Raw genomic sequence first — 22,459 nt, forward strand, 5'->3', positions numbered from 1 at the left:
TCAATTCTGACATACATTTCCCATGCTATATATTAAGTCTTTTACCTTCAACCCTTTTCAAGAAAATACCTATTTGCTTTACGACGAAAAAGGCAATGGAACATTAATAGATCCAGGATGTTTTGATTTAGCTGAGCGAAAAGAGCTACTTGATTTTGTGACTGAAGAAAAGATTCGAATTACTCAGCTTCTTAATACCCATTGCCATATTGACCATGTCTTAGGTAATGCTTGGGCAAAAAAAACCTTTGGAGTCGATCTCCTTATTCATAAAGAAGAAGCTTCAGTTTTAAAGGCTGTGGAAGTTTATGCACCGAATTATGGATTTGTAGGATATGAAAGCAGCCAAGCGGAAGGGTTTCTCGTTGAAGGAGAAGAAATCAAAATTGGAGACGAAGTGCTTAAAATCATTTTCGTCCCAGGACATGCGCCGGGCCATGTGGTTTTTTACCACCAAGCTTCACATCAGTGTATTGCAGGAGATACGCTCTTCAGAGGCAGCATAGGTCGTACGGATTTACCGGGTGGAGATCATGACCTTCTCTTGAGCAAAATAAAATCCGAGCTTTTCACCCTACCTGAAGAAACGGTAATCTATCCCGGACATGGCCCAGAAACAACAATAGGTTTCGAAAAAACTCACAACCCATTCGTGGGTAAAAATGCACGATCTTGAAAATCAAATCCCATATCCCAAATACAATAACACTACTTAATTTACTTTCAGGAGTAATTGGAATTATTTGGGTAATCAATGGAAACATACTCTCAGGCGCATATTTCATCATTTTAGCTGCTGTTTTTGATTTTTTTGATGGTTTTGCAGCTAGGCTTTTGCATGTTCAGGGAGAACTTGGAAAACAACTTGACTCACTAGCCGACATGGTTTCATTTGGAGTACTGCCCGGAATGATTCTATTTCAAATGACCAAAGTCAACACATCTATTGAATGGCTTCCTTACTTGACCTTGATTGTACCGCTGTTTTCGGCACTAAGATTAGCAAAGTTTAATCTGGACACTAGACAAAGTGATAAGTTCATAGGCCTTCCAACGCCAGCAAATGCCTTATTTATTTCCACCTTGCCATATTTCGCTATTCAATGGACCGGGGTTGGTACTTGGCTAACTTCACCCTTTTTTCTGGTAGGAATAGCATGGCTCTTTTCCATATTATTACTGGTAGAGCTCCCGCTCATTGCATTAAAATTCAAATCGTTTTCTCTGATCCAGAATAAATACAGATATGCACTTTTAGCCATTGGGCTTACTCTGATTTTATTTTTTGGATTGGCGGGAATTCCTATTCTGATTTTAGCCTATTTAGGATTATCAGTAGTAGAAAACGCTTCTAGCTAGGATGATCTGCAAAAGCTACAAGCTACTAGTCACTCTTCTATTCAACATTCTGTTGATTAATTCAGCTTATGGTCAAAATTCCTATTTCAAATTCAAAATCACTGAAGAAGGCATCTATCGAATAAGTGCTGATCAAGCTCAGGAATTAGGCGCAAATTCCTTAACCGAAATCGCTGTCTATGGATACCCTGGTAAGTTGCCACAACTTTTACAGCCTCAAAATATAGAACTACAGGAAGTTCCAAGTTGGGAAAAAGATGGTAATCTGTATTTCTACCTTTCATCGCCACATAGCTATACTTTTGACGAAGAAACAATTGAATATCAACATAATCCCTATTCCGATTCTATTAGTTTCCTAGTGGGAATATCTCCAAACCCAAAAAGGATAGCAACAATTTCTGGGCAATCAGGAACCCTAGATCCGGCTATTCTATATCAATGGAATTGGCTTAAAGAAGATGAAAACAATATCCTAAACTCAGGGAGAACTTGGTATTCAAGGGCAATTGCACCTGGTATAACTCGTGGATATTCTTTTCCATTAGAAACAAATTCTACTGCCAAATGGAAGGTTTCTGCGAAATTAATGTCAAGTGCAAGCTTAGCTTCCCAGATCACTATAGCTGTAGATGAGATGACTATTTCGGAGAGTTCATTTGCAGGAATTCCTAGCAATACTTATGCGATAAAAGGAGAAGAAGTATGGACGAATGAGAGTTTTTCACCTTTGGGAAATCAGGTGGAGAGATTGAGAGTTTCATTCCAGGCCACCAGTTCGAATGATGCTGGGTATTTCGAATACATAGGAATAGGAGTTCCGCACTCAAGTGATTCTTTGGATGAAGGCGTTTTTTCTATGAATCAAGAAACTTCTATTTCAATTGCCGCCTTAACAGGTTTGTCAGTTTGGGAAGTTGGAGATTTTTTTAATCCAAAGGCAATTGATTTCAGTGCTGGAAATATAATTACTGGACAAAGATTCATTGTGTTTGATGAAAACCAAGCAAAGCTTATCTCAGAAATAGAACCTGCTAAAATTAATCTCCGAACCCAATCCGTTTGGCCGGAACTTCTCATAATCACTCCTAAAACACTCAGCTATTCAGCCAATAAACTCAGCCTCCACAAACTTGGATTGGGTATTTACTCTGAAGTAGCCTTCCTCGATGAAATCTACGATTCATTCGGCTATGGAAATCCTGACTTAAATGCAATCCGGAATTTCATAGCCTGGCATTACCATCAAGGTGGTAAACTTCAAAATGTCCTGATTTTAGGGAAAGGAACCTTTGACTACAAAGGAATTCTTGGTGGAAGGCCAAACCTAGTCCCTATTTACACCAGTAGAAATAGCTTAAATCCTTTATCCACATTTAGCTCTGATGATTATTTCTCACTTATTGAATTTGGTCAAGGAGAATGGGAAGAAACCAGGGATGGTGACGAAATAATGCAAATCGGAGTGGGAAGATTACCGGTGATCAATGCTCAAGAAGCAAATATCGTTGTAGATAAAATTATCGATTACGAAAAAAATCCGATCGGAGGAGACTGGAAAAAAACAGTAACCTTCTTTGCAGATGATGGGGATAACAATATTCACTTACGCGATTCTGAAGCTCATGCTTCTTTTTTAAATGAAAATCACAAGGACTTCAAGCAGCAGAAATTATATCTAGACCGGTTTGAACAGGAAAAAAGCGGAGAAAGACAGACTTCTCCACAGGCAAAAACTGCCTTAGAGGAAACGCTCCAAAAAGGAACTTTACTCCTCAATTTTATTGGCCATGGCAATGAAACCACACTAACCGCTGAGGAAATATTTCTGACTTCAGACATTTCAAATTGGGCAAAACAGGAGAAACTAGCATTGTGGGTTACGGCTACTTGCCAATTTGGTATACATGACAGCCCATTTTTGAGATCTGCAGCGGAGGAGCTTTTGACCGCTACAAATAAAGGTGCAATTGGACTTTTGACCACGGGAAGACCTGTCTTTAGCAGTGTGAATTTCTCATTAAATGACGCCTTTTTTAAAGAGGTTTTCAAACTCGAAGATGAGCACTACCAAGATCTGGGAAGCATCTTCAGAAATACAAAAAACAAAAGTTTAAATGGAGCACTTAACAGAAATTTTAGCCTTTTAGCTGATCCCAGCATGAAGCTGGCAAGTCCGGAATTTCAAATTGAGTTTACCTCTTTTAAAAATCCCGAAAACCAAACTATCCTAGACACTCTTTCTGCACTTCAAGTAGTAGACTTTGAAGCAGAAGTAATTAATCCGAATACTGGCGGGGTTTCTACTGCTTTCGAAGGTGTTTATACAGTAGAACTACATGACAAACCGATAACAGACAAAACTTTGGGAGACGAAAGTAATCCTATCGAATATGAAATAACTGAAAATTTGATTTTTAAGGGAAAGGGTAAAATAGTCGCTGGAAAAATCAAAGGAAGTATGATTATCCCTAAAAATATAAATATAGATTTTGGAGAAGGAAAAGTTCGAATTCTTGGGGAAAATACGAGTCAAAATTGGGAAGCTTATGGATTTAGTCCAATTGTAATTGGGGGTACTTCCAGCGCACCACTTGGGGACACAGAAGGCCCAACGATCACTGCTGCCTTTGGTGGGAAAGGTGAATCCCCTTTTATATTCCCTTCCAAAACAATTAGAATGGAAGCAACATTTTCAGATTCAAGCGGTATAAACATTTCTGGATTTCTGCCTGCAGAAAATCTAATTGTTCAAATAAATGATAAAGCGCCTGAACTATTAAATGATTATTTCACCTCAGAAAATAGCACATACAAATCAGGTAAAGTGACGTTTGTATTAAAAGACTTAAAAGAAGGAAAGAATTTGGTAACTATACGCGCATGGGATAACTTAGGAAACGGGAGTGTATTTAATGAGGAGATTACAGTAGATGGAAGTGATAAATTAAGAATACTTAGTCACAAAACTTATCCCAACCCAGCAGTAATTGAGAGTCGTTTTGAGCTTGAACATAATCAACCGGGTGAAAATTTAATTCTTACGCTTGCTATTTTCCAAACAGATGGCAAGACACTATTTACCGAAAGTGAACGTTTAGTGAAGGCCAATGCTCAAATAGATGATTTGGTTTGGTTTTTTTTACAAAACCAAACCAAATATCCAGCAAAAGGAACTTATATTTACAAACTAACGCTTCAATCAGAGTTTGATAATTCTGTTGATTCAGTAAGCGGACTAATATTAATTCAATGAAAAAAATAGCCATTAGTAAAAGGAAAAACCTACTTATAGCAGTTTTTACCCTGGCTACTTTATCTGTGTATGCACAGAACAGCACTATCATTTCTGGTCAGGATCCTGATCGACGAGTGATAACTACGGCTGTTCCTTTTTTGAATTTTGCTCCAGACTCCAGACACTCGGCTATGGGAGATGCGGGTGTTGCCATGTCACCTGACGGTAGTTCCGCACATTGGAATGCTGGAGGACTAGCATTCGTTGAAGATGATATGGGGTTTTCACTCTCCTATTCCCCATGGCTTGGTAAGCTTGTCAATGACATGTCTTTAAGTTACCTGACCGGGTATTTTAAAATTGATGAAGTTTCAGCATTTGGATTTGACCTACGTTACTTCAATATGGGTGACATCCAATTGACAGATGGACGAGGTAACCCACTAGGTGAGTTTAATCCAAGAGATATAGCGATTGGTGGGACCTACTCAAGAAAACTTTCATCAAACTTAGGTTTAGGGATATCTGCCCGATTTATCTATTCTAATCTTTCTGGAAATATCTCATCTGTAGGTGGCAATGAAGCTAAACCAGGTATTAGCGTCGGAACCGATGTTGGCCTTTATTATTCTAAACCAATTTTCGCTGGAGCGAAAGATGCAAACTTCTCTTGGGGACTTAGTATCACGAATATTGGCCCGAAAATCACCTACAACTCAGCTGATGATTTAGATTACATTCCTACCAATTTAAAAGTAGGTACTGCCTATTCTATAGATCTTGATGCCGTAAACACCTTGACTTTTGCTTTAGACCTCAATAAACTATTAGTTCCAACTCCGCCAATCTATGCGACCAATGAGGATGGGACGTTGGAAACAGATGAAAATGGAAATCTTATTATAGAACCTGGAAACGGTAAAGACCCAAATCGTCCACTTATTTCAGGAATGTTTGGCTCATTTGCAGATGCTCCAGGAGGATTTTCTGAAGAAATGCAGGAGATTACGATTTCATTCGGAGTTGAGTATAACTACGATGATAAGTTTTCTTTACGTACCGGATATTTTTATGAAAATCCAAATAAAGGCGGCCGCAAATACTTCACAATGGGAGTAGGTTTCGACTTGACGAAGCTTGGATTTGACTTCTCTTACCTAGTACCCCAACAACAAAATCACCCACTCGCAGAGACATTACGATTCTCTTTGATGTATAATATTCCCAATTAAAAATGGTTTTAGACAGGTCGAAGGCTCCGGAATTTAACGTTCCAGAGGATTTTGAACTATTGCCTCCATTGGAACTTAAACTTTCCAATGGTGCTAAGTTATTTTATATCCCCACTCCAGGTTTAGAGGCAGCTAAAATTGATGTACTATGCAGAGGTCAACGAGCTTCACTTCCGCTTGAGCAAACGCTTGTTTCCTCATTCACTCTTCAAATGCTACAGGAAGGATCAAAAACTAAAACTGCTAGTGAAATAGCTGAGTTCTTTGATTTTTATGCATCTGAAGTTCACCCAATTCTAACTTTTTCTCAGGAAGGTTTAGGGCTTTTGTCTACCAAAAAACATCTTCCCATCGTTTTACAAGAATTTATATCCTTGTTTACTGAAGCTACATTTCCACAGGATATGCTGGAAAAACGCCAGTCTCAAAGAAAACTCAGCATCAAATTAGAAAAGGAAAAAACAGCTTCAAGAGCGAATCAAGTATTTAGAAAATGTCTCTTTGGAGCTCATCACCCCTATGGCGTAGAAATTAAGGAAAGCCATGTTGAAAGCATCTCAAGAGATCACCTGGTTTCTTACTATAACACCATGCTTTGGCAAGATTTAGAAATTTTCGTGACAGGAGATTTTGATTCAGAAGAGCTTGATACCATAAGTAAGTTACTTGGGGAGCTACCAAATCGAGCAGCAGTGGAGCCCGTACTTTTACCTGGTGTTAATACCCTTTTGGCAGTCACAGAGCCACGGGATAAATCTGTACAAAGCAGTATTCGTATAGGAAACTGGTCTATCCCCCAGAATCACCCTGACTTCGTTGCACTTTCAGTGTTCAATACTATTTTGGGTGGTTATTTTGGCTCGCGACTGGTAAAAAATATCCGCGAAGACAAAGGTCACACCTATGGCATTTTTTCTTCACTAGCCGAAATTGGAGATTCTCATTATTGGGTAATAGCAGCTGATGTCCAAAAAGAATTTTACCTAGACGTGTTAGAAGAAATCTACCATGAAATTAGAAACTTGACAGAAGATGGAATCAACTCAGATGAATTGGAGGTAGTTCGAAACTATCTAATCGGACAAATGCTAAAGCAATTCAGTACTTCATTTGACTTAATTGATAGATTCAAAGCTGTTCATCACTCTGGAATGAATTTCGATTATTACGCTCAAAAATTGGCATTCTTGAAGGAATTTACTTCGGAAGACATAAAGGAAGTTGGAAAAAAATACTTCAGCAACCCGCCATTTATTGAGGTTGTAGTGGGTTGATCAGGTAAGTTTTACATACAACCATGAAATATCTAAATCAGTCCAAATCCATAGCTTATACAAGCTGAATTCGATTCCTTTGACATTCATTTCAGCGGCAAGCTTTGCAAAGCCTTTTGCGGACTCAAAATTCGCTGACCATAGCGCATGTTTTAACTCAAATAATAACCTACTTTTCAACGCCTCATCCTCTTTCGGACTTCTATTCATTTCCTTTATTTTTTCACAAACCCGAAGAGTACTTGGAAGCATTTTGGATTGGTAACGCTGATATTGGCAGGCAGAAAGCGAGTTCTCATGCTTGCGCTTAAGAACACCAATATGGTCCGAAAATATGATTGGGAAATCTCTGGACAATCGTAATTGAACATCGAAATCTTCATAGGAAAGCGTGGCATCATATCCACCAGCTTCTTTCAGAATTTTTGCATTAAAAACTACCGTAGGAGCTGATATATAACTTTTACGGATAAGATTTTCATACATTTTATTCTCTAGCGTTAGCTTTTGTAACTCCTTGTAATCCTCAAGTTCATAAAATGAAGCTTCTTTTCCATTTTCATCTAAAATTTTAGCATCAGAAAATACAAATGCGGCTGACGGGAATAACTTCAATCTGTCTATAGAGGCAGAAAGATGATTTTCGTACAAAAAATCATCCCCAGATAAATCAACTACAAACTGGCTTTCAACCTGATTCAAAACTTCATTAAAAAGCTGGCAATAAGGTATAGATTCATGCTTGTAAATTGCTTTAACTGGAATTCGCTCAGAATTATTCGTTACCCATTCCTTGATAATTGCAGGTGTATTATCCTTACTTCCATTATCTACTACGATCAATTCAGCGTACTCATAATCTTGAAGAGCCACACTTACTAAGGCCTTTTGAATCCATCTCTCATGGTTGAAAGCAATACAAATAATAGTGACCTGATCAGTTTTATTCATATTACAGCTTTTTCACCCAAGTGATTTTATTACTGATATCATTCGAAAAGCGGGATTTAAAAAACATCAATTTGTGATTTACCCCATCATGAAGATCTGAAGAACCTAAGTCAATAAAATCTACTTTTTGCTCTACAGCAACCTGAAAAAGCTCTGTCAAAATCAATTCACCTCCATTCTTTACTGGAATTTTAGGATTGATCGCAGAGAGAAAATAATACAAGGAATTACTCGTCAATTTTACAACAAGTGAATATCCAATTGCCTCGCCATTTTTACTTAAAGTGATCAGAAAATAACGATTTGGATACTCGGATACTTGCTGTACAATTCTATTGTCATCAAGTGTAATATCATAACCTTTCTGAGTGTTCCATGATTTAATCTCTTTTAAAAAGCCAAAGTTGGAAATAGAGGAATGACCGACTTTAATATCTGATATTTTTCGCTTAGACTGGAGCTTGGGGGATGCCTTTTGAGTCAGTTTTTTAATTTTCTTTTTTCCTAAAAAAAATTGATGACTTAACACGTTTTCCTGCTCAAAACCACATTTGACTAGCAGGTAATTTATCAAATCAGTCTGCGGCTCGTAAGGTTTTGGGGCTTGGGATATAGCAATTGATTTTATACCTCTGTGAATCAATTCCGCAACAATAGCCTCTATAAAAGACTCTAACGATGCTGAACTAGAGCTATCAACTATCCAAAAACCACCAAAAGGTGACATGGGAAGGGATATAGCTTCGCCGGTTTTGGTGATTGCAAAAGTGATAAGAGCCTTAGTCTTTTGCTTTTTTTCCCAGATAAAATCAAGTTGATCCTGAAAGTTTTCAAATGGTAAATTGCCTAGAAAATAGTCTTTTCCCTCTATCAAAGAGGAAACAACCCGAAGCTCGTGAGAATCATTTATTTCCTTTTTGAAGCTTTCCAAAATAATCTAGGTCTCTGATGTAATCATCTTCTGAAAAAGCCTGGTCTGACATTCCAAGCAACACTGCGTCAGGAGTTAATCTGGCAACTAACCAATTTAAAGGAGGGATAAAAACGGCTTGCGCTGGAGAACTTAACTCGAACTTAAATGTTTCGCCTTGTACCGAATGAATTTCCAGAAAAACCTTTCCTGCCACCGCTACTACCACTTGTGATTCTTGCCAATGTGCATGATTTCCGCGAGTCTCTCCTTCCTTTACACCGGATATCCAGAAACATCGCTGAATTCCTTTAGGGAAGAGTTCCAAATTCTCCCAAAAGGTAAGGCTTCCCGTTTCAGTGGAATTCCCAGGAAGAGTTAAAGTATAGGGTGATTTTGAAATAATGGATTCAGGCATTTCGATCTTTTTCCTCCAGATAAAAGTAAGTTATTTCAGATGGATAACCTGTTACCCATTTGTTAATTTTATAAATTCGCTGCACATCAACTTTAAGAAATACATGTCAGACCTCGGCGACGAGTCAGCCTTCGAAGATACGTTTTTAACTGTTTCCAGAACTTCTGAAGGCCTATACAAGGATAGAAGCAGTAAGTTTTTCTATTTTTCATTTCCGGTAAAAAATGAAGAGGAGATTAAAAATTACCTGGCTGAGCTTCGCAAAAAATATTATGATGCTAGGCATCATTGTTTTGCATGGGCACTTGGAAAGGATGCAGAGCAGTTTCGAACGAATGACGATGGAGAGCCAAACCACTCTGCTGGAGATCCCATTTTGGGACAAATCAGATCAAATAATCTGACAAACATCCTAATCGTTGTGGTTCGTTATTTTGGAGGGACAAAACTGGGAATGGGGGGTTTAATTCAAGCTTATAAAACCTCGGCTGCGCTAGCGATAGAGGAAAATGAAATTATAGAAGAGCAGGTGAAAACTTCCATTACCGTTCAATTTCCATATCCTGTGATGAATGACGTCATGAAGGTCATCAAAACACATGATATTCAGATTCTAACTCAAGAAATGACTTTGGACTGCGAGATGAAGTTAGAATTCAGAAAGGGTTTAGAGGAGCTGATTATTTATTCCTTTGAAGAAATCGAAGATTTGGAGCTAACCCTTATTTAAACAATTCATCCAAATACCCTTCAGACTTAAGTTTTTTGAATATTTCCAAACATCCCCAAGCATCTGTAGCTGCATAGCGCTGCTGCTTAATCGTCAGCTTTTCTGCCTCCCAATTGGATACTTGCTCAGACTTGGAAATACGGATTCCTAACACCATTGCACATAGATTTCTCACGCCGATATTGATAAATCCAACCCTTTTCAACTCATCATTCAGATCAAAAAATGAATTGGCATAAAATGAATCTGTCAATTTTGCTAAGCCTTTGATGTCGTCATGAACGGCAGCACCCACTTTCACAATACTCTCTTTTTCCAGAATATTCCGAAGAGAATCTGGAAAGCCTATTTCATTCAATCTAAAAAGAAAAGCTTGTGTAGAAGTGGACAATTGTAGCAGGGAAACTTGGTTTGTTACTCCCTTTTTGAAAGCTGGCTTGGTCTCCGTATCAAAACCAATGACACGTTGCTGAACCAGGAATTCGGCTACTTCCTCAACATCTTCAATTTTATCGATTAAAAACATTTCACCCTCAAACTGTCCCAGTGGAAGGGCATTTACTTCTTCTTTTGTAATCTTAAATGGAATCATACCAACTTTTCTTCTTCTACTTCATCGTAATAGGTGATCCCTATTTTGAAATATCCATATAGAATGGTCATAAAGGGACTAATAATATTAAAAAAGCAATAGGGAGCATAGACCAAAGTAGCCACTCCCAATACCGAGGCTTGTGTAGCTCCACAGGTATTCCAAGGTACTAAAACGGAGGTTACTGTGCCTGAATCTTCTAGCGTTCTGCTGAGGTTTTCAGGTGCCAATCCTCGCTTTTTATAGACATCTGCATACATTCTGCCAGGAACCAAAATAGCTAGATACTGATCTGAAGTAGTGATATTAAAGAATACGCAAGTAGCAACCGTGGATGCGATAAGTGATCCAATGCTGTGTACTTTTTGGATGACTGCTTCTGCCAAAACGCGTAGCATGCCACTTTCTTCCATTATTCCGCCAAATACCATGGCTGCGATAATCAACCATATAGTGTACATCATGCCAGCCATACCGCTCGTGACAAGTAATTCATTCACCACATCATTTGTAGTCGAAATACTGATTTCTCCGTAAAGAGACATCATCACTGCCTTGAAGCTTTGGTAGGCGTATGAGGCATTTTCGTCAGCAATCAGCCGAATGATCTCTGGTTGGAAAATCACTGCAAAAAGACCTCCCAAAAGCGCTCCTGCAAGAAGAGCTGGGATTGCAGGGATTTTTTTGATAATCATGACTATCACCACAACTGGAACGATAAATAACCAAGCACTAACATTGAATTTCTCAAGAATTACATTCGAAATAGCCTGCACATTATTTACTTCTCCACTTACCTCATAATTCAACCCGATCACAATAAAGATGATGATCGTGATCGTAATTGAAGGAATGGTGGTTTTCGCCATGTACCGAATATGGGTAAACAAATCTGTCCCTGCCATGGCCGGTGCAAGATTAGTTGTATCTGAAAGTGGGGACATTTTATCACCGAAATAAGCACCAGAAATAATAGCTCCTGCTATTATCCCTTCTTCAAACCCTAAAGCTTTCCCTATTCCAAGTAAAGCGACTCCAACAGTAGCAACGGTGGTCCAACTACTTCCTGTTGCCACAGAAACGATAGCACTTACAATACAGGCTGCCACCAAAAATATCGCCGGGCTTAATATCTGGAGCCCATAATAAATCATCGCTGGAACAATCCCACTTAATAACCATGTACCAGCCAATGCTCCTATCAGAAAGAGAATCAAAATACTGGACATGGCAGAACTGATGCTTTTGATCGCTCCATCCTGTAGCGTTTCCCAACTGTATCCTAAGCGGAAAATAGCTACCAAAGCAGCCACCATAGAAGATAGTATAAGAACTATTTGGTTGGATCCTGAAAGCCCATCTGTGCCAAAAACTTGAATATTCAATACCAATAGGACGATCAAAAAAACCAGGGGAATTAGTGCGTCAAAAACTTTTGGAGAACGGTTAAAACCTTGCATCAATAAGGGTTTGGTGGATTAAGGAGTTGAATCTAATGAAAAAATATTAATTACATCTTGGACAAAAGAGCAGAAAGCTCCTTTCCAACTTGCCAACCAATAGCCACACCCATTCCGCCTAATCGAACTGCAGCAACAGTATTAGTACCTACCTGTTGAATAATAGGAGATTTAATTTTGCCAAAAGCCATTATTCCAGTCCATTCCATATCCCATGTAATCCTTTTACTTGGAAATATTACTTCAGTTGCCAATTTTTCCAAGTGAGATTTAATTTTGGGATTAACTTCAAAATCAGTGCTTTTTTCGCCTTCAAAATCCTTATTCCTTGCTCCGCCTAAAAGAAGTCGCCCGTCAATCTGACGAAAATAAACATAGCCTTTATCCATATGAAAAGTTCCTTTCCATGGGATTTTGAAATCCAAAGGTTTAGATAAAAGGATCAATCCTCTACCAGGCTGAATGTCTGAATCTGGCAAAAGTTTTTTAGTAAAGGCATTGGTGCAAATCGCAATTTTATTGGCCTTAAACTCCAAGTTAATTTCGCCTGCACCATCTTCTGCCAAGACTATTCCATCATCTTTCTGTATTTCATAAACTGAAACTCCTGTTAATATTCTGATCCCTACCTCTTGGGCTAATTTCCAAAGCGATGTCATGTACATCCCAGGGTCGAGTTCTCCCTCAAATTTATTTTTGACGATAAAGTTGATTTGATCAGTAAAACCCATTTTCCCTGGATTCTTAATAAGCGAAAAAACATCTTCATTAAATATTGGCTTGAGAATTTTATTCACTGACCCCATCTGATCTAACGCCTCTCGTTGGGTCTCATCCAACAGTTCATATCCATTTGAGTGTACATACCCAAGGTTTTTTTCTCCAAACTGCTTACCAATCGCCTTAAGACCTTTATATCTGCGCTCCACAAGAGCAAGAATTTCATCTTGGGGCATACTCCAAAAATCATCCAATATCTCCGTCAAACTCCCAAAGCAGGCGAAACCAGCATTTTTAGTGCTTGCACCAGTTGGAAATACTCCACGCTCTAATACAAGTATGTTGGACTTGGGGTGGTTTACCTTATAATGTATAGCAGTTGACAAGCCGACAAATCCAGACCCTACCACAATAAGATCGTATTTAAGAAAGTGTTTTTTCTCCCAATAACTGAACATTTCGATTTTAAGAAAAAGGAATTAAAATAGATTTAGTATTTTAATTCAATCTAAGCGATATAATCCCAAAATACCATGAGAAAGATCGATGAGTTATTCCAAGAATATGGTCAGAGTCATCAAAACATGACCAATAAGCTTATCCATTGGGTTTGTGTACCTGCTATTTTTTTTAGTATTGTTGGGCTTATTTTTAGCATACCCTCGGAGCCGCTACCTAGTCTTCTTCCATTCCTTGAAAATTTTGCCAATTGGGCGACGGTAGTATTAGTGCTAGTGTTGATTTATTACTTCATGCTTTCTATCCCACTTACCTTAGGCATGTTTCTTTTCTCTGCTGTATGTTTAGCATTGGCAAATTTTATAGATCTGTATTTACCAGGGAAGCTATGGATGGTTAGCCTTGGCGTGTTTATTCTAGCCTGGATCATGCAGTTTTATGGTCATAAGATTGAGGGCAAAAAACCTACATTTCTCAAAGACCTTCAATTTTTGCTGATTGGTCCAGCATGGTTAATGCATTTTATCTACAAAAAGTGGGGACTAGCTTATTGAGAAAGGAGCTCTTCCACAGCAACACTATCTGCCATTTCGATAGGATTTCTGGTAAAGAGCTCTTTTAATCTATTAAGAGAACTTTGGTTTTTCAGTGTATAGACACTTTCCAAGATTGATTTCTTCTCTCTTGCAGTCAATCTCCAGTTCAAAGATGCACGCTGCATTGTCTCCTGACTTTCTGTCAATTCCTCCACTTGTACCTTCTCCGGTGCATATTCAAACTCTATTTTTTCAAGATTAAAAGGCATAGACTCTACCATATAATTAAAAAGTACTTCATTTTGAATCGTTTGCACATTATCCCAATTCGCATAAATATTCTTCAAAGGAGTAAATACCTTCTCAAAGATCCTTGGAGGAAAGCTAGGAGCAATCTCTGTGATTTTCTCAGAATCTCGTATAGTCACCAAAACTACTCCTCCTGTATTCTCCTTGATCCAGGATTGGAAAACGTACATAAAGCGGAGAGCATCCTGAATACCAAAATTATCTGACAACCCGGTATCCATAGTTTCCATGACGGGATTTGAAGGCAATTCTATATTAGGCGTAATAAATGGAAAAGTTGCGCTCATCCTCAAGGCAGTTAGAAACCTTAGATTCTCTGAGTCATGTTCCTGAAAGAAACGAAGGAAATCAATCGACTGCTTCTTCTCATCCATACCAAGTTTACCTAGCATCGATGTTCCAAAAAACGACATAGAATGTGGCGAAATCACAAGCTTTCTACCATCATTTGTTATCAAAGTAGTCACGGGAAGCAAGGGAATACTGCCGGAAAACTCAGGTTCTTCGTATGCAGAAATCGGTTTATCCAGAATCCCTTCTGTATTCTGGTTCAACTGATTTTCGAAAGCATAACCCCTGTCTTTTAGATACTTATGCCCATTATAGTGAAAATTTTGATTTCGTATCAACAAGTCATTAACCAGCAGGGTAAAAATGATCGGATTAAGATTATCAGCGGATATTTGATCTAGGTACTTTTCATCTAGTGGATTTACGGAAGGATCGGTTAATGACCTGAGATAAACCTCTCTAAAAAAAGCCTCACCTATTACTCCACCCGAAGCACCTGTAAAAAGTTCTGTATGTTTTAAAACCTCTCCTTCATCTATCCCATACATACTCTGCAAAACTTTAACTGTCCACAATGCTGACCGCTGACCACCTCCGCTTGAGGCTACCATTACCATTTTAGGCTTTCTCTCATTAGGAAATTTTGCTTTCCAATTATTGAGAATGTTAAGGACGTTTTCCCTATCCTTTTTTACCAGTTCAGGACTCAAAAGACTATCCATGTGAGCAAGGCTGTACGTAACAGGAGGCACTGAATAATCTAGTCCATATGCTTCATGCGGACGATTGAGAAAATTGAAATTACTGAAATAATTAGCTAGAATAATAAAGGAAAATACAGCAAAAGTAGCCCATCTCCTTAGCCAAAAACTAACAGCCCCTACCAACATGACCAAAATGGCAAACAACAGCGTAGCACTCATCGCTGCGGGTAATTGGAGAAAAGGATTCTCTTTGAAAAACCCTAAAAATAAGACAAAGAGGATCAAGAATACTTGGATTACAAAGAGGTTCAGATGATTCTGATCAAATACCCTTAGTATCTTTGTTCCCTCAAATCTTGAGATATCCGGTCTGACCTTCTCGGGCTTGAGGTGAAGATTCAAGTAATACAAAACCTTGTATTTTTGAGTTTTCAGCTCCTTATATTGGCTGATTACATTTGCTCGTGTCAGCCTTACTTTACGAAGTCTTTTGTCAACCGTCCCAGCAAATAGGATGAAGAAATCCTTGTTAGTAAAAGCAAAATACCCAAATATGACAGCGTAGGTAACTACACTGCCAGCCAAAAACCCGAAAAAATAATATAATACCTCCCAGTCATTGGCAAGGTTGTTACCTAGCTGGAAATCTATAAACCTTAAAATATACACCACATAAAAAATAAAAGGGATGATTCCATTATTCACGCAGTAGTGGATAAACGGCTTATTCACAATTGCTAAAAAGGGAAAATGCCTTCCATCCATAATGTAAGTGGACATATGAAAAGCCATAGTCAAAACCGCAAAACCAATTCCCATCAAAAAAAAGCTCACCCAAGAAACCTGATGCAGATATTCAGGATCTAGGAAAAGAAACGGAATCCCCAACATGACACCGAAGTATTCCAAAATAACTCCCATCAATAAAATCCAAATAAGTACAAGACTCAGGTTTTTTCTTAGATGAAGTAATAGTAATTGGACTGGAAAGCTGTACCAGATTTTATCCCGCATTGTATTCGTTTTGCGATAATTTACTGCTTTTCTTTTACTCTCCACAATCTTTTCATGAATCCAATTTTGGTTTATGAAGAGCATATTATCTGACAAATAAATTGGTTTGAAAATCAAGGAGTTACTAATCCCCATACCATTCAAGCTGTTGCTTTTGCCGAAAACACACTTGCGCTTCAAAGGATATATTTTACCTTCGAAGCTCAAACAGAAAGAATTATGAGAACTTGGTTTTTATGCAAAGTCAAATATGCAAAGGAGAATGAGCAGGGTTTGCTTAAAAATATTTCCGAGGCATATCTAGTTGATGCGGTATCATTTACAGAAGCAGAAGCAATTCTATATGATAGGCTGGCATCTCAGATTAGAGGAGATTTTCAAGTTACTGGAATAAGTAAAAGTAATATTGTAGATGTTTTCTTTTATGAGGATGCTGACATTTGGCACAAATGCAAAATATCCTATATGGTGGCAGACGGAGAAAGTGGCAAAGAGAAAAAAGTGACACAATACATGATCGTAACTGCTAACGATGTAAAAGAAGCCTACGATAGAATTCAAGAAAGTCTAGGCAATATGCTTGTGAGCTTCAGAGTACCTGATATTGTAGAAAGTCCTATTATAGAAGTATTCCCTTTTGAGCGGGACGAAGTAGCTGATCAATTGCCTGAAGGGAATTTCAGACCGGTTTCAGAAGTTACTCAAAACGAAGAATAATAATTTACAACTATAGAACAAAAAAGATCGCGGAATTTGATTTGCCCCCAAAAAGTAAGACACTTATTGGGGGTATTTTTATGCCAAAAAATAGAAAACACAATTACGAATTCCGGCTTAGGAGAGTGCAATAAGTTATCAAGGGTCGCCACTCTTCGGAAAGTATCGGCAAAAGGGAAAACATCAGGAGTTCCTTAGTCAAATGCAATTCCTACACATAAGCTCAAAAAACAGAACACTACTCAATACCGGTCAGCCAATTCACTGATTAAATATATTTTTATGTATTTCAAATAATTATATATGTATTTTAAAGAAAATCAAATGGAGATTCTTTAAATTTACAAGATGAATGATTACGATGCTATTCAGGGTTTCAGTCAGCTAGCTGTAGTATCCGAGTACTTTCTACAGGTTACGCTAGAAAAGACTGGGCGGGTCATCACATCGGATTCTAGCATAGGCCCAGTACCGACTTTTTTCGACAATAAAGAAAAACCAATCTTTTTTTCTGATTGCTTTGCTGCCTCTAATTGGGGCAAATATGAGAGCCAGAGAATAAAAGCTTGGAAAAACTCTCACCAATCTTTTACTGTTGACCTTCAAAAGATCGAGCATCCTGAAGGTGATTTGGTTGACACCAAATGGGAATTCTTTTTTATTACTGAAGATTATGGCACTTGCTTAGGGATAGGACATCCAGTTTCCCAGCCAATGCCTTATAATTTAGGCTTAGGCGATTTTTTTGATAGTGCCACAAGCGAGGGAAAAGAAATTATTGACAGTATTTTAGAGGATAAGTTACTCGGTTTTTGGGAGTTCGACGTGTCTAAAAAGGGAGATAACATAAGCAAGGGACTGGGCCAAATGCTCGGATATACCCAAGATGAATTAAAGGGTAACACTCCTATTTCATGGCAAAAACACATCCATCCTGAGGACTTCCCAAACTTATTAAATGATTTAGGAATTCATTTTAAGACTGCAGGTAATCTGCCTTTCAAGAAGGAATTTAGGATTAACCAAAAATCAAATCAAACAATCTGGGCTTTGGGGTTTGGTAAGACGATCGAATGGTCGAATACTGGACACCCGACCAAAATCTTAGGTTGTATTTTGGATATTTCAGATAGAAAGAAACAAGAAATATGGCTAAAGGAGCATCACTACTTCCTGAAAGAACTTGCATTTGAACAGTCTCACACGCTTAGAGCTAGAGTGGCAAATATCTTAGGAATCCTCGAAATATTGGATAGTGAACCACAAAACAACGAATCCAAAAGACTAGTGCAGCTCATCAAAAAAGAAACAAAATTATTGGATCAATCGCTTAAGAAAAGTATCAAGGAATCGGTTCAAAAAAATAAGTCAATTGAAAATGATTTATCAAACGAATCAAATTCTTCTCCATTTTAAATAGAAAAGATCAGGAACTTAAAGTTTCCTGATCTTCCATTTTGCTTTCAGATAGCCCCAAATCACTTTGGGGCTCATCACTTTTTTCCTCTAGAGGCTTCCATCATATCCCACATTTCTTCAGGTATTTGATCCAAATTATTGAACTCACCTGCCCCTTTTAGCCATTCACCTCCATCTATTGTCATTACCTCTCCATTTACGTAGCTAGAATAATCTGACACCAAGTAAGCTGCTAGATTAGCTAGCTCCTGGTGTTCACCAACTCTACCAATTGGCACTTTCTTAGCCGGATCAAATTTTTTCACCAAATCACCAGGAAGTAGGCGACTCCAAGCTCCTTCTGTAGGGAATGGCCCAGGAGCGATTGCGTTTGATCGAATCCCGTACTTAGCCCATTCAACAGCCAGAGAACGAGTCATGGCTAACACACCGGCTTTAGCAGCAGCAGATGGAACAACATAGCCTGATCCAGTCCAAGCGTAAGTAGTGACAATATTGAGAAAAGTGCCTGATTGCTTTTTTGCAATCCAATCTTTACCAGCAGTTAAGGTGACTTGGGAAGTACCTTTTAAAACAATATCCAAGACAGTATTAAATGCATTTGTTGATAATCGCTCGGTAGGGCTAATAAAATTCCCAGCAGCGTTGTTCAATACCACATGAATTTGCCCCAGCTGCTCAGTAGCATCCTTCCACATAGCTTCCACTTGATCAATTCCCCTAACATCACAAGCTAATGAAATTACCTTCCCTCCTTTTGCAGCCATCATTTCTTTAGCTGTTTCCTGCAGTACATCAAGCTTTCTAGATGTGATTACCAGGTTGGCTCCAAGTTCTAAAAAATACTCTCCCATCGATCTGCCTAGCCCTGTTCCTCCTCCAGTTACAATAATATTTTTGCCTTTCAATGCTCCTGGTTTGAGCATTCCTTCTGCTAAAATCATAAATTTGTGGTTTATCGTCGAGTTCCAAGATAGTTATTTCGGCGTGGTAATTGAAGGACGAATAGTAAACCAACGCTAATATTTTTAATCACCATCTAATGAAAAGATCTATTTTCGGACTGATTGTACTAGTTCCAATTTTGATGAGTTGTGCGGAAGATGAGGAAAAAGTTATCCAGACAGATTTACCCACGGAAGCATCTCAATTGTTCAGTATTTCTAAGGACTGGAATGAAAGCCTATATTTTGCAATGATTACTTGGAAGGAATATCAACAGGTAGATTCACTTAATTTACCAGGTTGTCCAGCAATTCACTTGGACCAAGTAAGGAAGGTAGTAACGTTAGATTTTTTGGCCGGCAGTACTTGTACTCAATCAGGGGAATACAGTAGAAGTGGGAAATTGACCATCAAATTTGAAGACTCCTTAGCTAACTCTATAAACCAATGGACTTTAACTTATGACGATTATCACTTTGGCTCAAAAAAAATAGAGGGAATTAGAACTTTTACTAGAAATGGTTCCGACGAGGTTCTGGAAGAATTTAATGATCTTATAGAAAGCACAGAAACTAACCTCAGCACAGAGTTCTCCGGAAAATTTACTCATACCAAAGCATATGTCAATGATTCATTGGTCAGCTTTAGTTCTACTGGAAGCTTATCAGGTTTAAATGCTGTCGGTAGAGAATTTGAAATAGCTATTAATGCCCCTGTAAATCGATTTATAAACTGCCTACAAGAAAATGAAGTCCTTCCTAAAGTAGGTGCAGAAAATTGGTTTGTATCTCGAGGGGGAAATTCGGAAGTATCTTATTTAACTACCTATGAAGTATTAGTTGATGAATGCAAAGTTGCCGCCAATACCATGTTGCCTGACGGAAGAAAGCTACTTTTAAACCCAAAAAAGTAATCACAAAAAAAGCCCCGATTTTCATCAGGGCTTTCATTTTGACCTATTAGTCTATTAATATCTATAGTAATCAGGCTTAAATGGACCTTCAACGGTTACTCCAATATATTCTGCTTGATCCTGAGAAAGAACTTCTAGATCAACACCTAATTTAGCAAGGTGTAAAGCGGCAACTTTTTCATCTAAATGCTTTGGCAATACATAAACTCCAGGCTGGTAGTCATCTGTATTATTCCAAAGTTCAAGTTGAGCTAACACTTGATTAGTAAAGGAGTTTGACATCACGAAAGATGGGTGGCCAGTTGCACAACCCAAGTTCACTAAACGACCTTCAGCTAGTACAATAATTTCATTTCCATCTACATTGTAAAGATCTACCTGTGGTTTGATCTCTATTTTAGTGTCACCGTAAGTTCCATTCAACCAAGCCATATCGATTTCATTATCGAAGTGACCGATGTTACAAACGATGGTTTTATCTCTCATCGATCTGAAATGTTCTTCAGTAATGATGTTTTTGTTTCCAGTAGCAGTGACTACAATGTCGGCCTCTTTTACTGCATCTGTCATTTTCTTAACTGCGTAGCCATCCATTGCAGCTTGCAATGCACAGATTGGATCAATTTCAGTAACAATAACTCTTGCACCAGCTCCTCTTAGAGAAGCAGCGGAACCTTTTCCAACATCACCATATCCACCAACTACAGCTACTTTACCAGCCATCATCACATCAGTAGCTCTTCTGATTGCATCTACCAAAGATTCTTTACATCCGTATTTGTTGTCAAATTTAGATTTGGTAACAGAATCGTTCACATTGATAGCAGGCATTGGAAGAGTACCTTTCTTCATTCTTTCGTAAAGTCTATGAACACCGGTAGTAGTCTCTTCCGAAAGACCCTTGATGCCAGAAACTAACTCAGGGTACTGATCTAAAACCATGTTGGTCAAGTCACCACCATCATCCAAAATCATATTCAAAGGCTGACGATCTTCGCCGAAAAACAAAGTTTGCTCGATACACCAATCAAAATCCTTTTCGTTCAAGCCTTTCCAAGCATAAACTGAAATACCAGCAGCAGCAATAGCAGCAGCAGCATGATCTTGAGTAGAAAAAATGTTACAAGAAGACCAAGTAACCTCTGCTCCAAGAGCAACCAAAGTTTCGATCAATACAGCAGTCTGTATAGTCATGTGAAGACAACCTGCAATTCTAGCACCCTTCAGTGGCTGAGAAGTACCATACTCTTCACGTAAAGCCATCAAACCAGGCATCTCTGCCTCAGCTAGTTTGATTTCTTTTCTTCCATACTCTGCCAAGGAAATATCTTTAACCTTGTATTGAATGAATTTTTCAGATTTTATTTCTGACATATTATTGATAGTTAACGTATTAATTTCACTTAAAACCTGCGCAAAGGTACCGCTTAATATTTGGAATCTAAAATTATAAGGGGCTATAGGAAGGAGATCTCTTTCAATCCAAAAACAGCTATTTCTGTATTTTCCAACTCCATTTCCAATTTTCCATCTGCAGATATTCCAACAATTTTTCCGGAGAATTGTTCTCCATCTGTAGAATAATTGGCCCAAATTTCTTTTCTGTACAGATTCATCAAGTATTCACTTTTGATTTCTTTCCACTTTCCTTTCTTCAATTGAATGTATCCTTGCTCGATTTGAGTAATCAAAAGCCGAAACAGTTCTTCTAATGCAATCTCGCTTCCTGTGATTGACTTGATTGAAGAAGCACTAGCCGAATGAAAATCTATCTGATTGATATTTAACCCTATTCCAACCACAGCAAATTCCCACTCTTTACCTGAAAATGTATTTTCAATTAAAATCCCACCTATTTTTCCGAACCCAGGCACGATCAAATCATTTGGCCACTTTACTTCTATGTTTGGCACATAGTTTTGAAGCATCTGCTTTATACTATTTGAAACTGCCATATTGAGGTAAAACTGCTCTGAAATATCCATGAAATCAGGTCTTAGAATCAAGGAAAATGTCAAGTTCTTGCCAGCTTGCGAGCTCCAACTATTTCCTCGCTGACCTTTGCCTTTGGTCTGGTGGTTGCATATTATAATGCTGCCTTCCCTTGCCTGACCCGTCCTGACCAGATTGAGTGCAGTGTCATTAGTCGAGTGACACTCTGGCAGGAAATGAACATCTTTCCCTAAAAAAATCGTGTTGGCAAGAATTTTATACATAAATTTTGAATTCGTCTAAAAAGGATGTTTTATACGCGACGTTGCAAAATTA

General features: G+C 38.3%; 20 protein-coding genes. 10 read left to right on the plus strand and 10 right to left on the minus strand.

The window, feature by feature from the left end:
• The first annotated feature begins 22 nt into the window (after nucleotides 1-22).
• From ACPUEN_RS09250 to ACPUEN_RS09270, 5 genes are read left to right on the plus strand one after another with little or no spacing between them, the layout of a single operon-like run.
• A complete protein-coding gene (locus tag ACPUEN_RS09250) occupies nucleotides 23-676 on the plus strand; it encodes an MBL fold metallo-hydrolase (RefSeq protein ID WP_425639951.1) in 654 nt (217 codons plus the stop codon).
• Complete coding sequence (pssA, locus tag ACPUEN_RS09255) at nucleotides 673-1,359, plus strand: CDP-diacylglycerol--serine O-phosphatidyltransferase (RefSeq protein WP_425639953.1); 687 nt, start codon at nucleotides 673-675, stop codon at nucleotides 1,357-1,359. The genes ACPUEN_RS09250 and pssA overlap by 4 nt, the downstream gene beginning before the upstream one ends.
• A gap of 1 nt (nucleotide 1,360) precedes the next feature.
• The gene (gene porU, locus ACPUEN_RS09260; RefSeq protein WP_425639955.1) at nucleotides 1,361-4,615 is read left to right on the plus strand and encodes a type IX secretion system sortase PorU; all 3,255 of its coding nucleotides are present in this window, start codon (nucleotides 1,361-1,363) and stop codon (nucleotides 4,613-4,615) included.
• A complete protein-coding gene (porV, locus tag ACPUEN_RS09265) occupies nucleotides 4,612-5,829 on the plus strand; it encodes a type IX secretion system outer membrane channel protein PorV (RefSeq protein WP_425639957.1) in 1,218 nt (405 codons plus the stop codon). The genes porU and porV overlap by 4 nt, the downstream gene beginning before the upstream one ends.
• Nucleotides 5,830-5,831: 2 nt before the next feature.
• Nucleotides 5,832-7,103, plus strand: coding sequence for a M16 family metallopeptidase (locus ACPUEN_RS09270; RefSeq protein ID WP_425639959.1), 1,272 nt, complete (start codon nucleotides 5,832-5,834; stop codon nucleotides 7,101-7,103).
• On the opposite strand, the gene ACPUEN_RS09275 is transcribed toward ACPUEN_RS09270, so the two are convergent.
• The 3 genes from ACPUEN_RS09275 to ACPUEN_RS09285 are packed head-to-tail and all read right to left on the minus strand — an operon-like array spanning nucleotide 7,104 to nucleotide 9,382.
• The gene (locus ACPUEN_RS09275) at nucleotides 7,104-8,054 is read right to left on the minus strand and encodes a glycosyltransferase (protein ID WP_425639961.1); all 951 of its coding nucleotides are present in this window, start codon (nucleotides 8,052-8,054) and stop codon (nucleotides 7,104-7,106) included. It abuts the gene before it with no gap.
• Nucleotide 8,055: 1 nt separating this feature from the next.
• Nucleotides 8,056-8,985 carry a hypothetical protein gene (locus ACPUEN_RS09280; protein WP_425639963.1) on the minus strand — a complete coding sequence of 310 codons (930 nt, stop codon included), beginning with the start codon at nucleotides 8,983-8,985 and terminating at the stop codon, nucleotides 8,056-8,058.
• Complete coding sequence (locus tag ACPUEN_RS09285; RefSeq protein ID WP_425639965.1) at nucleotides 8,957-9,382, minus strand: sugar 3,4-ketoisomerase; 426 nt, start codon at nucleotides 9,380-9,382, stop codon at nucleotides 8,957-8,959. Before ACPUEN_RS09285 ends, ACPUEN_RS09280 begins: the two co-directional genes overlap by 29 nt.
• Nucleotides 9,383-9,485: 103 nt before the next feature.
• On the opposite strand from ACPUEN_RS09285, the gene ACPUEN_RS09290 reads away from it, so the two are divergent.
• Entirely contained in the window at nucleotides 9,486-10,112 is a 627-nt protein-coding gene (locus tag ACPUEN_RS09290; RefSeq protein ID WP_425639967.1) for an IMPACT family protein, read from the plus strand.
• Here ACPUEN_RS09290 and ACPUEN_RS09295 read toward each other — a convergent pair.
• Genes ACPUEN_RS09295 through ACPUEN_RS09305 form a run of 3 tightly spaced genes read right to left on the minus strand, consistent with a single transcriptional unit; the run spans nucleotide 10,105 to nucleotide 13,342 of the window.
• A complete protein-coding gene (locus ACPUEN_RS09295) occupies nucleotides 10,105-10,704 on the minus strand; it encodes a 3'-5' exonuclease (protein ID WP_425639969.1) in 600 nt (199 codons plus the stop codon). The two genes, ACPUEN_RS09290 and ACPUEN_RS09295, sit on opposite strands and share 8 nt — an antisense overlap.
• Nucleotides 10,701-12,164 (minus strand): Na+/H+ antiporter NhaC, encoded by a 1,464-nt coding sequence (nhaC, locus tag ACPUEN_RS09300; RefSeq protein ID WP_425639971.1) that lies wholly within the window; start codon nucleotides 12,162-12,164, stop codon nucleotides 10,701-10,703. Before nhaC ends, ACPUEN_RS09295 begins: the two co-directional genes overlap by 4 nt.
• Nucleotides 12,165-12,214: 50 nt before the next feature.
• On the minus strand, nucleotides 12,215-13,342 hold the full coding sequence (locus ACPUEN_RS09305) for an NAD(P)/FAD-dependent oxidoreductase (protein ID WP_425639973.1): 1,128 nt from the start codon (nucleotides 13,340-13,342) through the stop codon (nucleotides 12,215-12,217).
• Between the two features lie 75 nt (nucleotides 13,343-13,417).
• On the opposite strand from ACPUEN_RS09305, the gene ACPUEN_RS09310 reads away from it, so the two are divergent.
• Nucleotides 13,418-13,897 carry a DUF962 domain-containing protein gene (locus ACPUEN_RS09310; RefSeq protein WP_425639975.1) on the plus strand — a complete coding sequence of 160 codons (480 nt, stop codon included), beginning with the start codon at nucleotides 13,418-13,420 and terminating at the stop codon, nucleotides 13,895-13,897.
• Here the strand turns inward: ACPUEN_RS09310 and ACPUEN_RS09315 are convergent.
• A complete protein-coding gene (locus ACPUEN_RS09315) occupies nucleotides 13,891-16,197 on the minus strand; it encodes a patatin-like phospholipase family protein (protein WP_425639977.1) in 2,307 nt (768 codons plus the stop codon). The two genes, ACPUEN_RS09310 and ACPUEN_RS09315, sit on opposite strands and share 7 nt — an antisense overlap.
• Before the next feature lie 219 nt (nucleotides 16,198-16,416).
• Here ACPUEN_RS09315 and ACPUEN_RS09320 point away from each other — a divergent pair, with 219 nt between their 5' ends.
• Together ACPUEN_RS09320 and ACPUEN_RS09325 are read left to right on the plus strand one after the other, a co-directional pair.
• Nucleotides 16,417-16,914, plus strand: a complete 498-nt coding sequence (locus tag ACPUEN_RS09320; protein ID WP_111611656.1) for a DUF4494 domain-containing protein — start codon at nucleotides 16,417-16,419, stop codon at nucleotides 16,912-16,914.
• Nucleotides 16,915-17,262: 348 nt separating this feature from the next.
• The gene (locus ACPUEN_RS09325; RefSeq protein ID WP_425639979.1) at nucleotides 17,263-18,330 is read left to right on the plus strand and encodes a PAS domain-containing protein; all 1,068 of its coding nucleotides are present in this window, start codon (nucleotides 17,263-17,265) and stop codon (nucleotides 18,328-18,330) included.
• A 77-nt stretch (nucleotides 18,331-18,407) separates the two neighbouring features.
• Here ACPUEN_RS09325 and ACPUEN_RS09330 read toward each other — a convergent pair whose 3' ends face one another.
• A complete protein-coding gene (locus ACPUEN_RS09330) occupies nucleotides 18,408-19,277 on the minus strand; it encodes an SDR family oxidoreductase (protein WP_425639981.1) in 870 nt (289 codons plus the stop codon).
• Between the two features lie 98 nt (nucleotides 19,278-19,375).
• Here ACPUEN_RS09330 and ACPUEN_RS09335 point away from each other — a divergent pair, with 98 nt between their 5' ends.
• The gene (locus tag ACPUEN_RS09335; protein ID WP_425639983.1) at nucleotides 19,376-20,191 is read left to right on the plus strand and encodes a hypothetical protein; all 816 of its coding nucleotides are present in this window, start codon (nucleotides 19,376-19,378) and stop codon (nucleotides 20,189-20,191) included.
• Nucleotides 20,192-20,245: 54 nt separating this feature from the next.
• Here ACPUEN_RS09335 and ahcY read toward each other — a convergent pair whose 3' ends face one another.
• Entirely contained in the window at nucleotides 20,246-21,565 is a 1,320-nt protein-coding gene (ahcY, locus tag ACPUEN_RS09340) for an adenosylhomocysteinase (protein WP_425639985.1), read from the minus strand.
• Nucleotides 21,566-21,648: 83 nt separating this feature from the next.
• Entirely contained in the window at nucleotides 21,649-22,407 is a 759-nt protein-coding gene (locus ACPUEN_RS09345; RefSeq protein WP_425639987.1) for a biotin--[acetyl-CoA-carboxylase] ligase, read from the minus strand.
• Between the last annotated feature and the right edge of the window lie 52 nt (nucleotides 22,408-22,459).

Source organism: Algoriphagus yeomjeoni (genome assembly GCF_049821175.1).
GTDB classification, from domain to species: Bacteria; Bacteroidota; Bacteroidia; order Cytophagales; family Cyclobacteriaceae; genus Algoriphagus; species Algoriphagus yeomjeoni_A.

Bases quoted from the DNA above. Each gene is read 5' to 3' on its own strand.
- ACPUEN_RS09250 (WP_425639951.1), top strand. From the start codon at position 23: ATGCTATATATTAAGTCTTTTACCTTCAACCCTTTTCAAGAAAATACC.
- ACPUEN_RS09275 (WP_425639961.1), bottom strand. From the start codon at position 8,054: ATGAATAAAACTGATCAGGTCACTATTATTTGTATTGCTTTCAACCAT.
- ACPUEN_RS09305 (WP_425639973.1), bottom strand. From the start codon at position 13,342: ATGTTCAGTTATTGGGAGAAAAAACACTTTCTTAAATACGATCTTATT.
- porV (WP_425639957.1), top strand. From the start codon at position 4,612: ATGAAAAAAATAGCCATTAGTAAAAGGAAAAACCTACTTATAGCAGTT.
- ACPUEN_RS09270 (WP_425639959.1), top strand. From the start codon at position 5,832: ATGGTTTTAGACAGGTCGAAGGCTCCGGAATTTAACGTTCCAGAGGAT.
- ACPUEN_RS09315 (WP_425639977.1), bottom strand. From the start codon at position 16,197: ATGCGGGATAAAATCTGGTACAGCTTTCCAGTCCAATTACTATTACTT.
- ACPUEN_RS09330 (WP_425639981.1), bottom strand. From the start codon at position 19,277: ATGATTTTAGCAGAAGGAATGCTCAAACCAGGAGCATTGAAAGGCAAA.
- ACPUEN_RS09335 (WP_425639983.1), top strand. From the start codon at position 19,376: ATGAAAAGATCTATTTTCGGACTGATTGTACTAGTTCCAATTTTGATG.
- ACPUEN_RS09290 (WP_425639967.1), top strand. From the start codon at position 9,486: ATGTCAGACCTCGGCGACGAGTCAGCCTTCGAAGATACGTTTTTAACT.
- ACPUEN_RS09285 (WP_425639965.1), bottom strand. From the start codon at position 9,382: ATGCCTGAATCCATTATTTCAAAATCACCCTATACTTTAACTCTTCCT.
- ACPUEN_RS09320 (WP_111611656.1), top strand. From the start codon at position 16,417: ATGAGAACTTGGTTTTTATGCAAAGTCAAATATGCAAAGGAGAATGAG.
- ACPUEN_RS09310 (WP_425639975.1), top strand. From the start codon at position 13,418: ATGAGAAAGATCGATGAGTTATTCCAAGAATATGGTCAGAGTCATCAA.
- ahcY (WP_425639985.1), bottom strand. From the start codon at position 21,565: ATGTCAGAAATAAAATCTGAAAAATTCATTCAATACAAGGTTAAAGAT.
- nhaC (WP_425639971.1), bottom strand. From the start codon at position 12,164: ATGCAAGGTTTTAACCGTTCTCCAAAAGTTTTTGACGCACTAATTCCC.
- ACPUEN_RS09345 (WP_425639987.1), bottom strand. From the start codon at position 22,407: ATGTATAAAATTCTTGCCAACACGATTTTTTTAGGGAAAGATGTTCAT.
- ACPUEN_RS09295 (WP_425639969.1), bottom strand. From the start codon at position 10,704: ATGATTCCATTTAAGATTACAAAAGAAGAAGTAAATGCCCTTCCACTG.
- ACPUEN_RS09325 (WP_425639979.1), top strand. From the start codon at position 17,263: ATGAATGATTACGATGCTATTCAGGGTTTCAGTCAGCTAGCTGTAGTA.
- porU (WP_425639955.1), top strand. From the start codon at position 1,361: ATGATCTGCAAAAGCTACAAGCTACTAGTCACTCTTCTATTCAACATT.